The organism is Hornefia butyriciproducens (assembly GCF_009695915.1).
GTDB classification, from domain to species: domain Bacteria; phylum Bacillota; class Clostridia; order Peptostreptococcales; family Anaerovoracaceae; genus Aminicella; species Aminicella butyriciproducens.
Window position 1 is genome coordinate 21,205 of the sequence record NZ_VUMZ01000009.1, and the last position, 13,770, is coordinate 34,974.

At 54.8% G+C, this 13,770-nt stretch carries 11 protein-coding genes; 7 read left to right on the top strand and 4 right to left on the bottom strand.

Features of this window, described 5'->3' with window-relative positions:
* Nucleotides 1-116 precede the first annotated feature (116 nt).
* Complete coding sequence (locus tag FYJ64_RS09235; protein WP_154574864.1) at nt 117-1,487, top strand: MATE family efflux transporter; 1,371 nt, start codon at nt 117-119, stop codon at nt 1,485-1,487.
* A 21-nt stretch (nt 1,488-1,508) separates the two neighbouring features.
* Here the strand turns inward: FYJ64_RS09235 and FYJ64_RS09240 are convergent, their stop codons facing one another.
* Together FYJ64_RS09240 and FYJ64_RS09245 are read right to left on the bottom strand one after the other, a co-directional pair.
* The gene (locus tag FYJ64_RS09240; protein WP_075713856.1) at nt 1,509-2,450 is read right to left on the bottom strand and encodes a magnesium transporter CorA family protein; all 942 of its coding nucleotides are present in this window, start codon (nt 2,448-2,450) and stop codon (nt 1,509-1,511) included.
* A gap of 62 nt (nt 2,451-2,512) precedes the next feature.
* The gene (locus FYJ64_RS09245; protein WP_154574865.1) at nt 2,513-3,385 is read right to left on the bottom strand and encodes a DMT family transporter; all 873 of its coding nucleotides are present in this window, start codon (nt 3,383-3,385) and stop codon (nt 2,513-2,515) included.
* A 226-nt stretch (nt 3,386-3,611) separates the two neighbouring features.
* Between FYJ64_RS09245 and FYJ64_RS09250 the strand changes: the two genes are divergently transcribed.
* Nucleotides 3,612-4,496 (top strand): LysR family transcriptional regulator, encoded by an 885-nt coding sequence (locus tag FYJ64_RS09250; RefSeq protein ID WP_154574866.1) that lies wholly within the window; start codon nt 3,612-3,614, stop codon nt 4,494-4,496.
* A gap of 57 nt (nt 4,497-4,553) precedes the next feature.
* Here FYJ64_RS09250 and FYJ64_RS09255 read toward each other — a convergent pair whose 3' ends face one another.
* Both FYJ64_RS09255 and FYJ64_RS09260 read right to left on the bottom strand, forming a co-directional pair.
* Nucleotides 4,554-5,903 (bottom strand): alpha-amylase family glycosyl hydrolase, encoded by a 1,350-nt coding sequence (locus FYJ64_RS09255; protein ID WP_154574867.1) that lies wholly within the window; start codon nt 5,901-5,903, stop codon nt 4,554-4,556.
* Nucleotides 5,904-5,923: 20 nt separating this feature from the next.
* The gene (locus FYJ64_RS09260) at nt 5,924-7,210 is read right to left on the bottom strand and encodes a MerR family transcriptional regulator (protein WP_154574868.1); all 1,287 of its coding nucleotides are present in this window, start codon (nt 7,208-7,210) and stop codon (nt 5,924-5,926) included.
* A 122-nt stretch (nt 7,211-7,332) separates the two neighbouring features.
* Here FYJ64_RS09260 and hisD point away from each other — a divergent pair, with 122 nt between their 5' ends.
* The 5 genes from hisD to FYJ64_RS09285 all read left to right on the top strand — a co-directional run bounded on the left by hisD (nt 7,333) and on the right by FYJ64_RS09285 (nt 13,752).
* On the top strand, nt 7,333-8,604 hold the full coding sequence (hisD, locus tag FYJ64_RS09265) for a histidinol dehydrogenase (protein WP_154574869.1): 1,272 nt from the start codon (nt 7,333-7,335) through the stop codon (nt 8,602-8,604).
* A gap of 93 nt (nt 8,605-8,697) precedes the next feature.
* Nucleotides 8,698-10,209, top strand: a complete 1,512-nt coding sequence (locus tag FYJ64_RS09270; protein ID WP_235897165.1) for an APC family permease — start codon at nt 8,698-8,700, stop codon at nt 10,207-10,209.
* Between the two features lie 65 nt (nt 10,210-10,274).
* Entirely contained in the window at nt 10,275-11,537 is a 1,263-nt protein-coding gene (locus FYJ64_RS09275) for an MATE family efflux transporter (protein WP_328597005.1), read from the top strand.
* A 75-nt stretch (nt 11,538-11,612) separates the two neighbouring features.
* Nucleotides 11,613-13,205, top strand: coding sequence for a xylulokinase (locus FYJ64_RS09280; RefSeq protein ID WP_154574871.1), 1,593 nt, complete (start codon nt 11,613-11,615; stop codon nt 13,203-13,205).
* Between the two features lie 289 nt (nt 13,206-13,494).
* Nucleotides 13,495-13,752: a TM1266 family iron-only hydrogenase system putative regulator gene (locus FYJ64_RS09285; protein WP_154574872.1), complete on the top strand. Its 258-nt coding sequence runs from the start codon at nt 13,495-13,497 to the stop codon at nt 13,750-13,752.
* Nucleotides 13,753-13,770: the final 18 nt, after the last annotated feature.

A 13,770-nucleotide genomic window follows, 5' to 3' on the forward strand; every position in this document is an offset into this window, starting at 1 on the left:
GTCCGGCCGGAAAGACCGCCTGGCCGGACTTGCGGATTTATTTTGTCAAACTCTTGAAATGGGCCGGGAGGACGCTCATAATATAAGCATAGAAGTGGGAGGAATGTGCGTATACGATGAGCAGAAAACAGAAGCAGACGATGAACATGATTGAGGGGTCTCTGGGGGACAAAATCCTTCGCTTTGCTGTGCCGCTGGCGATTACAGGGATTCTCCAGCAGATCTTCAACGCCACGGATGTGGCGGTTGTCGGACAGTTCGCCGGCAAGAATGCCATGGCCGCGGTGGGCAGCAACAGCCCGGTTGTCGGTCTGATGGTCAATCTTTTCGTGGGCGTATCGCTGGGAGCGAATGTAGTGATTTCCAGGTTTACGGGACAGAGGAACCCGGATGGGATTCGACGGGGCGTTCATACGGCGGTTCTGGTCGCCCTGATTACCGGCGTGCTTGTGGCGGTTTTCGGGGTGCTGATTTCACGGCCTATGCTAGAGCTTCTGGGGGTTCCGGCTTCCATCATGCCCATGGCGCTGGCTTACCTGCGTATTTATCTGCTGGGTATGCCGGTGATTCTCCTGTATAACTTTGAATCGTCGATTTTTCGGAGCCAGGGGGATACCAAAACACCGCTGCTCTGTCTGATTGCAGCGGGGCTTCTTAATGTAGCACTGAATCTGTTTTTTGTAATCGTCCTGAACATGACTGCCGACGGCGTAGCCACTGCGACGGTTATTTCCAATACCGTGAGCTCCGGTCTCATGTTCCTGGTGCTGTGCCGGACAAAGACGCAGATCCGGATACGGTTCCGGGATTTCCGAATCGACCGGGGAATCCTGAAGGTCATGCTGCAGATCGGGCTGCCCGCCGGGCTGCAGGGCATGGTGTTTTCCATTTCCAACCTGTGTATCCAGTCGGCTCTGAACAGTCTGGGTCCGGACGTCATCGCGGCATCCTCCGCGGCGTTTAATATTGAAATCGTGGCCTATTATATCATCAACGCCTTCGGACAGGCGGAGACCACATTTATCGGTCAGAACAGCGGCGCACGAAAGCCGGAACGGTGCAGGAGGGTGATTCGGATCGGGCTGGTGCAGGACCTGATTTTCACGGCTCTGTTGTGCGCGGGCATCATCTGGTTCGCTGTTCCGCTGCTGCGGCTGTTCAACACTGACCCTGTTGTCGTGCATTACGGGCAGATCCGCATCGTATATATTTTGTCCTTTGAGGTGATAAACGCGCTGATCGAAGGGTTCTCCGGCGTGCTCCGGGGATTTGGCAGGTCGCTGGCGCCTGCGCTGGTGGCGCTGTTCGGGATCTGTGGTACCCGGATCTTCTGGGTGTTTTTCGTGTTCCGAAATCATCCCGATTTCAAGCTTCTGATTCTGTGCTTCCCCATAAGCTGGGCAATTACAGCGGGAATTCTGATCCTTTATTATCTGCTGATTCGCAGACGTCTTTTTGCCGGAATCGCGCCGGCAGGTGTTCACTGAGCCGAAGTGTGCCGGATTGCGTCACAGCATTCGCAGGCGGCGGAGGAGGAAGAACAGAACGGCGCAGATGGCCAGGATGATCAGACAGATGATGCCGAACCCGTTGACCATGGCGGCGAAGGGCATGCCCCGGCCGTTGACGTTCATGCCGTAGAGCCCGGAAATGACAGTGGGGATGGCGAGAATCAGAGTGATGGAGGTCAGGATCTTCATCACATTATTCAGCCGCTTGTCCAGAATCGTGGACATCAGATCACGCGTACTGTCGATGATGCCCTGATAGATCTGGGTCATCTCCATCGCCTGCTGATTTTCCACGATAACATCGCCCAGCAGGTCTTTGTCCTCAGGGTACTGTTCAATTCTTTCGTAGCGGGTGAGACGGTTGAGTACGTTTGAATTTCCGCTTAGTCCGGTGGCGAAGTACACCAGAGTGGATTCCAGCTCATGAAGCCCGATCAGGTCATCCTCGCCGGTGCGGCTGCCGATATCCTCTTCAATCAGGCGGCGCTTGCGGTCGATGTCCCGCAGCCCGTCCTGGAACCGCAGCGTGTTCTCCAGCATGATCTGATAGATAAAACGCATTCTTTTCTTTGTGGAAAAACCGCGGTAGCGCCCGTCGGCGAAGGCCTGAAGCACCGGTGTCTGCTGAATTGTGACGGTGACAATATGATCTCCGGTCAGCATGATCCCCATAGGAATGGTGTTGTATACCTCCTTTTCGTGTCGGATTTCCTCGGCCGGAATATCGATGATAATCAGGGTATAGCCGTCGGCAAGCTCTACCCGGTTGTTTTCGTCCAGATCTGTGGCGGCCAGGATATCGTCAAGATCGATTCCCAGTGTGCCGGCGACCTGCTGCGCCTCTGCCTCGGTGGGATCGGTCAGACGAATCCAGGAGCCCGGAAGCGGTTCTGAAATCTGCAGAATCCGGCTTTTTTCTGTAATATAATATCTCAGCATGACCTCACTGCCTCCAAATACAAAAATAGTCTCTGAGAATAATTTAACACATTTGCGAAAAATTACAATGCCATATCGTCAGGCTTTACAAGAATATAACCCTTCCCGGGAGGGCGCAGGGCATTCAGACAGATCCCTCCCAGAATCAGCAGGAAACCTGCGATTACCATTCCGGAGGAGTATTCATGCAGGAAAAGGGCGACCCATACCGGCCCCAGAATCATCTCCCAGAGCGCGAGAATGGACGCCCGCTGCGGGGAAACGTACTGCAGTCCGAGATTGTAGAGACCGTATCCCATAGCTACCTGCACGACGCCGAGCACCAGAAGAATTTCCCACTGGGACGGCGTCATCGACAGGGCTTCGCTCGCCGTCTGCGGATGAATCAGCAGGACCAGAGCACCGGTGAACAGATTGGCGATGCAGGTCAGTCCCAGTGCGTTCTCCTGTCCCGCCCTCTTCCCGCTGGCGGTCATGACGGCGAACAGAATCCCTTCAGAGGCGGCGATCAGATTGCCGGAAAGAGAGCCGGCGCTGCCGGAACTCATGAACAAAAGAAGGCCCCCCAGAATCAGAATTACCGGTCCCCAGGGCTGTCCTCTGAAGCGGCGGGTCCGGAGAACTGCGGTCAGTGTCAGCCAGATCAGTGCGGTGTACTGCATTCCGACCGCGATGGCCGCATCAGTCATGGAGAGCGATGCGATGACCGTGATGCATACGCCGGCAAAGGCAAGAAGATAGACCGCCATCCAGCGATCCGGCTTCAGTCGGGAAGGCCGGAGAAACGGAAGCAGCGCAATACCGGCGATCAGCGCTCTGAGACAGCAGATGGTCATCGCCGAAGCCGTCATGTATTTTACCAGCGGGGAGTTCAGACTCCAGCAGACCGCCCCGAGGAAGACGAGAATCCAGCCGTGCTTGTCAATGAATTTCATGGTTTACTCCGTTTCTGAATTTTATGGGTTTGTATCGTTTCTTGAAATATTCCGGCAGTTATTATATAATCGGAGCAATAAGAAGTAAAACTAAAATTATTTATATTTATATTAAGCCGTACTTAATACACGCTCGGCTATCGGATATGCTCAAAATATCAATAATGCAAAGAGTATATTCGGCGGTCTCCGCAAGGAATTTCAGGCGGCTCATAAAGGAGGAGTTATGGAAAGTGCGAGATGTAAGGCTTTTGTGGCGGCGGCGGAATGCGGGAGCTTCACTGCGGCTGCCGGAAAACTGGGATATACTCCGTCGGGTGTCAGTCAGCTGGTCACGGCACTGGAAAAAGAGCTGGGGTTTCCGCTGCTGGATCGGAGTAGGCGGGGAGTGACGCTCACTAGGGAGGGCGAGCGGTTTTTGCCCGAGATCCGCGGATTTCTGGGGAAGGAGGATCGTATTTATGAACTGGCGGCGGAGATCCGCGGGCTGGTGGTGGGAAGTGTCGCAATCGCATCTTATCCCAGTGTCGCAACATACTGGCTCCCCGCGGTGATCCGTGAATTTCAGACGGAGTATCCGGAGATAGAACTCCGGCTGATGGAGGGGATCCGGCAGGAAATGCTGGAATGGATTGATCAGGGAATCGCGGATATGGGATTTTTAACGTATACGGAGCCCATGGATTATGAGTGGATCCCACTGGCGGAGGATCGGATGGTGGCAGTGCTTCCCGCAGATCATCCCCTGGCGGGGCGCAAGTCTTATCCTTTGTCTCGATGTGAAGAGGAGGATTTTATCATGCCTGCGCTGGGTCACGACGTAGACGTGGAGGCGCTGCTGACGGAAAACCGCATCCGTCCGCACATCAAATTCACCACACTGGAAAACCCGGCGACTCTGGCTATGATTCAGAACGGACTGGGAATGAGCATCATGAACGAGCTTTGCACTACCGGCTGGAACAGAAAACTGGTCAAGCTCCCGCTGGAGCCGGAGAAAAACCTGACCTTCGGCATCGCTGTTCCGTCGGTCCGGCATGCGTCGCCGGCGTCCAGGCGGTTCCTGGAATACGCGGTTCGTATGCTGACACGGCCGGAGCGAAGGAAATAGGGGTCTGTTTTCGCCGGAAACAAAAGAAGATCCGGCGCTTTTGCCGGATCACCAAAGCTAATCCGCCCGCCTCAGCCAGAGCACTTCGTAACCCGGAATTTCAACGGAGCCGTCTAGTGCAAGATCCTGTCCGCTGATGAGCTCACGGAAATTACCGCGCAGTTCATCGGAACCGGCAGTAAAGGGACTGTCCGATGCGTTGACGCAGACGTAGATCTGTCCCTGCTCGTCGGTTCTGGCGAAGACCAGCTGCAGACTGGTGATTACAACATTGCGGTAGTCGCCGAAGCGGAGTGGATGCGCTTCCGGACTGTGGCGAAGGGTCAGCAGCCGGGTCACGAACCGGACGGTTTCGTCATCGGAACGTGGCGCACTGAAACAGGGACGCAGATCAGCATCAGAACCGTCATGGCGGACGCCGGCAGCGCCCCACTCGGAACCGTAGTAGATGCACGGAATTCCCGGCATTCCTGTCATCAGACCGTAAGCTGGTTTCAGGTGAGCCGGATTAATCAGGGTGGAGGCGATACGGTTCACATCGTGGTTGTCCAGAAAAGAAACCATATGCATTCCCCGGTACAGGCACCAGTCCTCAGGCCCGAACTGGCGGTTCAGAGAATGGGCGATCTCGAACATGTTTCCGGAATTGAAGGAGGAGTACAGCCCTTTATAGCACTCGTAGTTGGTGCAGGAATCCAGCATTTCGCCGTTGACTATCCGGCGATAATCGCCGAACAGTATTTCACCGATCAGCGGAAAATCCGGATCCGGTCTGCCTGCAAGGACCTCCCGGAGAGGCTCCCGGACGAACCAGTGCAGATGTCGCAGGAAATTTTCGTCCAGACAGTATGCTACATCCAGCCGCAGACCGTCTATGTCAAAGGCCTCGACCCAGAACCGGACGGAATCAGTCAGATAATCCCGAACCTCCGGATTCTGCAGATTCAGCCTGACCAGCTCGTAGTGCCCCTCCCAGCCCTCGTACCAAAATCCGTCGCCGTAGTTCGAGTCTCTGCCGAAATCAATATAGAACCAGTCTTTGTACGGGGAGTTCTGTCTGCGTTCGCGCACATCCCGGAATGCCCAGAACCCCCGTCCTACATGATTGAACACGCCGTCCAGAAGGACGCGGATGCCGTGAGCGTGCAGGTCGTCTGTAACCGCCCGGAAGTCCTCGTTGGTCCCCAGGCGGCAGTCCAGTCTGCGGAAGTCCCGGGTATCGTAGCCGTGGCTGTCAGATTCAAAGACAGGATTGAACAGAACTGTGTCAATCCCCAGAGCCTGCAGATATCCGCTCCACTCCGTAACCTTCCGGATCCGCGGAACGGTGTTCCCGTCATTTTCCGGCGGTGCGCCGCAGAAGCCGAGGGGATAGATCTGATAAAGGCTGCTTTCGTTAATCCACATGAGAAACCTCCGTTTCGGATTTATTCGGTAGACGGCTGCGCCGCGGTTCTGGACGCGGCACGCCGCGGGTGCTGTTCCCGATGCCCGAGATACGTCATCAGATACATTTCATCTCCGGTGACATGGAAGCCGAACCCCAGGTTATTGCCGGAATCTGTGGTGTGGCCGCAGACCTGGGAGCGGTCGAGGGCGAATCCGGAGCGGGCGAGCTGCTGCCGGAACCAGGGAAGAGAGAAATTGTTCGGGGAACTTTCCGGATACTCCTGCTTCAGGAGCTTCATGGAGCGCTGCCCGTTTTTAAAATAGAACCAGGTGCCGAGGATCCGTCCGTCTTCCTTAAGATAGGGGGAAAGACGATCCAGCAGAAAATCGTCGTGATAGAACAGGTGCTCGTTGACGGCAAAGAAATCGAGATTAAGATCTACGATTCCCTTCTTCAGCGGGTAATCGGTGGAGGAGTCTGCCAGATACAGAATCGGCAGACTGTAATTTTCCTGCTCGATCAGTGTTTTGTACATCCGCAGCATCTCGGGAAATTTATCCACGACAATGTAGAAGCCCTGCGGGCTGAAGTACTGCTGATGGTTGTGCAGAAAAAACCACGCATTGATATAGGTTTCCATAACCACCTTGCCGGACAGGTCTATTTCAGATAAGTCTTTTTTCATGTTGTTGTAAGAGCGCTGGAACAGGCTGATCAGCGAGGAGGGGAGATCTTTGTACAGGTCCCGGTCGAGATCGGGTTTGTCCGCCTCACCTGCATATCCGTTTGGTGTGATCAGAATTCCGTCGTCGATGTGAGCCTCGTAGCCGCAGTCGCAGTGCAGGCTTCCGTCGTAGATGTATTTCATGTCCATCGTCACGTCGCCGATAGTCAGCTCTCTGCCGCAGCGGGGGCAGCAAAGGAGATCCAGCATCCTCAGAGGAACACCGGTATGCGCGGGCGTCTCTGAACCGGCGCTGGAGAGTTCAACGATTCGGGAATCCAGATCGTGTATCACGGTTTCATAATGCCGGATTTTTCGGGCGCATTCGTCCCTCTTGGCGCTGTAAATCTCCCGGAGATCGGCCCGGTCCCGGGGGTTTTCCAGCCCCGAGATGCGCCGGAGGGAAAGAATCCGGTGGATTTCTGCAAGAGAGTATTCCATGTTTTTCAGTTCCAGAATCCACTCCAGATCCTGCAGGGTATCGTCGTCAAAAACGTATTGATTGTTGCGGCGCGGCGGAACCAGCAGACCATAGTTGATATAATAGTACAGATTGTCTCTTGAAATCCCATACCGGCGGGAAACCTGTCCGATTTTCATTTGTGCCACCTCAGGAACATTATAACAAAAACATGGAGTCCACTCAACGTTTTTGATAAAATCCTGCGGAATTGCCTCTTGACATCGATTTAACTCAATAAAGTAGTATAGCGGTAAAGGAGATGAATATCGTGAGAATCATAAAAAAAGCAAAAGAACGAACCGCGGAGGACAACCGCAGACTTCGGGGAACGGTAACGGAAATTATCGATAGCGTGTGTGAGAACGGCGATGCGGCGCTGAAGGAATACAGCGACCGCTTCGACGGATACGTGAGAGAGGAACTGAGGGTCAGCCGCCGGGAAATTGACGAGGCATACAGCAAAATCAGTAAGCAGGAACTACAGGATCTGAAGGAGGCCTGTGAGAACATAGAGGCCTTTGCCAGAGCACAGAGAGAGTCGATGAGCGAGGTACGGGACTTCAGCCCCGCTCCGGGAATTTTTCTGGGACACAGGATTATCCCGGTTTCCTCTTGCTGCTGCTATGTGCCGGGCGGGAGCTATCCGCTGTACTCGACGGCGCTGATGCTGATCACTCCGGCCCGGGTGGCAGGTGTCAGGCGGATTGTGGCGTGCTCCCCGGCAGTACATGGAACAGGAAGCATCCACTACAAAACGCTGGTCGCCATGGATCTTGCGGGCGCAGATGAAATCTATGCGGTCGGAGGCGCGCAGGCGATTGCCGCGTTTGCCTACGGAACAGAACAGATCCGGCCTGTGGATATGATTGTGGGCCCCGGAAATAAATTTGTAGCGGAGGCCAAACGCCAGTGTTACGGACAGATCGGCATTGATTTCATCGCCGGCCCTAGTGAGGTGCTCGTAATTGCCGACGGACAGGCAGATCCGGAGGTTCTGGCAGCGGATTTGCTGGCGCAGTGTGAGCATGATCCAAACGCGAAGGGATTCCTGCTGGCTACGGAAGAGTCGCTGGCAAACAGGGTCATAGAAGCGGTCGAGCGGGAGCTTGAGAGTCTGACGACTGCAGGAATTGCCCGGAAATCCTGGGAGGATTACGGTGAAGTGGTAGTCGTGGACAGCCTGAAGGAAGCGGTGGATGTAGCCAATGAATACGCGCCGGAGCATCTGGAGGTCAATCTGGAGGATCCGGAGCAGATTATCGGACAGCTTGAGAATTACGGTTCGCTCTTTGTCGGAGGAAACACTGCGGAGGTGTTCGGGGATTATGCTTCCGGCACCAACCACACACTGCCGACTGTCAGAGCATCCCGTTACACCGGCGGAGTCTGGGTCGGAACATTTCTGAAGGTATGCACCGATCAGCGGATGACAGCGGAGGCATCGGGGAAGATCGCACCGTTGGTCAGCCGGATGGCCCGCGGCGAAGGTCTGGAGGGACACGCAGTCGCGGCAGAGAAGAGACTTCGCTGAGCAGGCTGAACCGGCGGAATGTCGGGAAACACGGAAGATCCTGCCTGAAGATGCGTCAGCGGTAGCAGTAGCATCGCAGTCAGGAGGAGGTAAATGAGAAAGAAAGGGGACAGTATGTCTAAGAATGCAGAACCTCAGAGTGGAATGACTCTGAAGAGGGCCTTCGGAATGAGGGAGGCGGTGACGATCACTGTGGGTACAGTCATCGGCGTCGGCCTGTTCACCACCGGAGCCCAGATTGTCGGAACCATGGGTTCCATGGTGGTTGTGGCGACGTTTATCGCAATGGTGATCAGTGTGTACCCGTCCATGCTGTACGGAGAGATGGGTGCGGCTCTGCCCTATGCCGGAGGAACCTACAAATATGCCCAGCTGGGGCTGGGAAAGGCGGCTGGAACTATGGCGGGATGGAATTTCATCGCATCGCTTATCGCGGTGACATCGGGAGAGGCGCTGGCTTTCTCCTTCTATTTCAAAACCATTTTCCGGGCATTTGGAATCGAACTGCCGATCAGTGACGCAGTGCTTGCGATGATTCCCATCGTGTTGTTCATTGTCACCAATATTCTGGGGACCGAGATGACCGGAAAGTTGCAGAACGGATTCATGTTCTTCTTCTGGGGCGTCGCGATTATCTGGTTCCTGGCGATGATTCCCAGCATTCAGATGCCGGCCTATGTGGTGCTTCCGGATGCGATGAAGACTATGACGCCGTGGGGATTCATCGGATGTGTGGCAATGATATGGTGGTGCTTTGCGGGCTTCGAGACCTGCTGTGCCATGGGTGAGGAGATCCGCTATCCACAGATCAATCTGCCCCGGGCGCTGATTTTGTCACCCTTTATCGTATTCGCAGTAAACGCATTGTTCCAGTGGTTCCTGGTGGGAATTACGCCGGTGAACAAAGCAGCAGCCCTGGCGTCTGCCAACGCGCCCTTCGCGGAAGCGATGTCCGCGGCGGGGATTCTGGGACTTCCGATGGCGCTTCTGGCGGTGGGAATCGCCTTTGGCGGGGACTTCTCAACACTGAACGCCAGCATCGCCGTGCCGCCCCGTTATTTGTACGCCATGGCAAGAGAAGGCTCTATGCCGAAGTTTTTTGCGAAGCTGCATCCCAGGTATCAGACGCCCTATGTCTCAATTCTGTTTCTGGGGATCCTGTCGCTGATTCTGACGGTGTATCCCATTAACTTTGTGGCGTCCGTCAGCCTCTTTGCGGATCTCTTCTATTACATTATCGGAATCGCCGCGGCACTGGGCCTCCGCATCCGCCACCCTGAACTGAAGAGGCCTTTTACGGCGCCGGGCATCCGGGTCGGCGTTCCGGTCAGCATTGTCATCTATTTCATCATGATGACTCAGCTGGATCGTTATGCGATTGTGACAGGAATTATTTGGTGTATCGTCGGTCTTGTGGTATATTATATCTGTCGGAGGATATACGGAGAGGCAGAGAATGAGAAACTCGATGCCTATGTACTGCAGGAGGAGCTGCCCGGCGACGCTGAACGCGCGTCGATGGATCGGGAATACCGGATCTGGAAGACGGTGGTGATCGCGGCCTGCGTCGTGGCGGGAGTGCTCTATCTGATACCATTACTATGAGAATACAGCTTTCAGATCATTTTACATACAAAAGACTTTTACGATTCGTATACCCATCGATCCTCATGATGATTTTCACATCGATTTATGGGGTTGTCGATGGGTTATTTGTGTCCAACTTCGCGGGGAAGATTCCGTTTGCTGCGGTGAATCTGGTGATGCCGGTGCTGACCATCATGTCGACACTGGGATTCATGATTGGAACCGGCGGCAGCGCGGTAGTGGGAATCACACTTGGAGAACGGGACCGTGACCGAGCGAACCGGTATTTTTCCATGTTCATTTATACGCTGATCGGCGTCGGGATTATCGTGACTGTAATCTGTGAACTTCTGCTGACGCGGCTGGTGAGCCTGCTGGGTGCTGATACGGCGATGGCGCCCTACTGCATCCTGTACTGCAGGATCACGATGATTTCCATTCCCATGTTCATGCTGCAGGTGGCGTTTCAGACCTTTTTCAATACTGCGGAAAAGCCTAAGCTCGGATTGTTTATAACGGTGGCCGCCGGTCTGACCAACATGGTGCTGGACGGCATTCTTGTGGGCGTCTTTCACTGGGGCGTGGCAGGGGCAGCTGTCGCTACAGTATGCAGTGAGTTCATCGGGGGAGGCATTCCGCTGATTTATTTCTCACGAAAAAACGACAGTCTTCTGAAGCTCGTTCCCGCCCGCATTGAATGGAAAATCCTGGGACGCGCCTGCTTCAACGGCTCCTCTGAGATGATGAGCAGCATTTCCGGTTCGCTGGTCACCGTACTGTATAATTATCAGCTGATGCGCTTCGCCGGCTCGGACGGCGTTGCAGCCTACGGCGCGATCATGTATGTCATGTTCATTTTCCTGGCGATTTTCCTGGGATTTACTTTCGGATCTGCGCCGATTATGAGTTACCACTACGGAGCCGGTAATAAAGACGAAATGAAAAATCTTTTGCGCATTGCCGTTCGGATTCTATCCGTCTTTGCGGTGGCGATGCTGAGTCTCGGGGAAATCAGCAGCGGACTGGTGACGCGGTTCTTCGTGGGCTATGACGCAGAACTATACCGGATGACGCTCCACGCTTTTCGTATCTATTCGCTGGTTTTTCTTGTCAGCGGTTTTAATATTTACGCATCTTCTCTGTTCACATCGCTGGGGGACGGGCTGGTGTCGGCGATTCTGTCCTTTATCAGGACGCTGGTTTTCCAGGTAATCTGTATCCTCCTGCTTCCGGTGCTGTTCGGTCTCGAAGGTATCTGGTGGGCATCGGTGGCTGCGGAGCTTATGGCGTTTGCGGTGTCGATATATTTCGTGATCGGAAAGAGAAAAAAATATCAGTATATGTAAGCGTGCAGGCGCCGGAGGACTCCGGTTTCCGGGGCGCCGGCGAATCCTGCGGCAGATGAGCCGAGGTGAGGAAGGATGAAGTATTTACTGGCATATGACATTGGGACGACAGGAGTCAAGACCTGCCTTTTCGGCGTGGAAAGGACCTTTGAACTTCTGGCGGCAGCCAGCCGAAGCTATCCTTTGTACGTGCTGCCGGACGGCGGAGCGGAGCAGAGCGGCGAGGACTGGTGGCGGGGGATGTGCGAGTCCACCCGGGAACTTTTCTCCGGAACAAAGGTCAGTCCGTCGGAGATCGCGGGGATCTCCTTTTGTTCGCAGATGCAGGGGCTGGTGCTGACCGACGCCTCCGGAGTACCGGTTCGGCGTCCCATGAGTTATATGGATCAGCGTGCTGTAGAGGAGATTAGAAAGGGCATCGCCTACGGGATACAGATTGCCGGCGCTAATATCTTCAAGCTGCTGCCCAGTCTGATGATCACCGGCGCGGTCAGCAGCAGTGTCAAGGATCCGCTGTGGAAATATAAATGGGTTGAGGCGCATGAGCCGGAAAACTTTGCGCGGGCTTCCTGGTGGCTGGATGTGAAGGATTATCTCGTTTCTCGCTGTACCGGGCGGTTCACGATGACAGAGGACAGTGCCTTCGCCACACTGCTTTATGACAACCGTTCGGGGCATGAGGGGTGGAGCGACAAAATGTGTTCCATGTTCGGGGTCAGGCGGGAGCTCCTTCCACCGATCATACGGTCTGAGGACGAGGCGGGCGAACTGTGCTCCCAAGCGGCGGTCGAACTTGGTCTTGCTACGGGAACTCCGGTGTTCGGTGGCGGAGGCGACAGCAGTCTGATCGGAATCGGGGCCGGCGCGGTCAGCGTAGGAGATACGCATATCTATTCCGGCACCTCCGGCTGGGTATCCACCGTGACTGATCGTCGTATGGCTGATACCTCCTGCATGATTGCCGCGATAACCGGAGCCCGGAGCGGCCGGTTCAACTACTTTGCGGAGATGGAGACTGCCGGAAAAGCGCTGGAATGGGTAAAGGATCACCTGGCTCTGGACGAGATCAATATTTATCTTGAAAAGAAGGACATCTCGCAGGGCTACGAGAGTACGTACAGGAGCCTTTATGATTATATGACAGAAACGGTAAAGGATGTTCCGCCCGGCTCTGGAGGCGTGATTTTCACGCCCTGGCTTCACGGGAACCGATGCCCCTTTGAGGATCCGGATGCTACCGGGATGTTTTTCGGCATCCGTCTGGAAACCGGTAAAACGGAAATGATCCATGCGGTGCTGGAAGGCGTATTTTACCATCTCCGCTGGATGCTGGAATGTCAGGACCGGAAACTGAAGACGTCCAATCCCGTCAGATTCGTGGGCGGCGGGGCGCTGTCTCCCGTTTCCTGTCAGATGCTGGCTGATATCACCGGACGGACGATTGAAACGGTTCGCTCTCCGCAGAACGCGGGAGCGGTGGGGGCTGCCGCCGTTGCGGCGGCCGGTCTCGGGATCCTTTCGGATCTGGACTGTGTACGAAGCTTCATCCCTGCTGCGGCCAGTTATTTCCCCTCCGCAGAGAAGCATCGCCTTTATGAGCCCTATTATCAGACCTTCCGGAAACTCCACAGCGCGAACCGGAAGCTGTATAAGGGCCTGCGGAAATAAAAGCTCCCTTTACTTTTCGGGGCGGGTCGTGTAGAATATTGGAAAAGGATGACTGGAAAGAGCGATGGCTCTGCCCGGGAATCTAAGGTGCGGACAACCTGAGAGTGCCCGCGGACAAAGGAATACTGCTCTGTACTGACCGGGAGGGTACGCCCCGAACGGAAAGGCGGATGAGCTAATGAATCTGACAGCTCCTGCGCCTTTCGGCGCGGGAGTTTTTTTCTGGCGCATCTGAACGTGAAAATTTGAATATGGACGGATGCGGAGCGGTGATGAACAGGAGGAGAAAATGGAAAAGAGAGTCGCTATGCTTGCGATCGTTGTAGAAGATAACGAGCGGACGGAGGAACTGAATCATGTGCTTCATGAATACAGCGAGTACATTATCGGAAGACTGGGCCTGCCCTATCGGGATCGCAGTATTTCACTGATCAGCATTGCAATTGACGGACCGGCCGACGCGATCAGCGCCCTTTCCGGAAAACTTGGACAGATACCGGGGGTTTCGGCAAAGGCTGTATATGCAAAGCTGCCGGAGGACGCGTGAATCGTTTCTCTGCCGCAG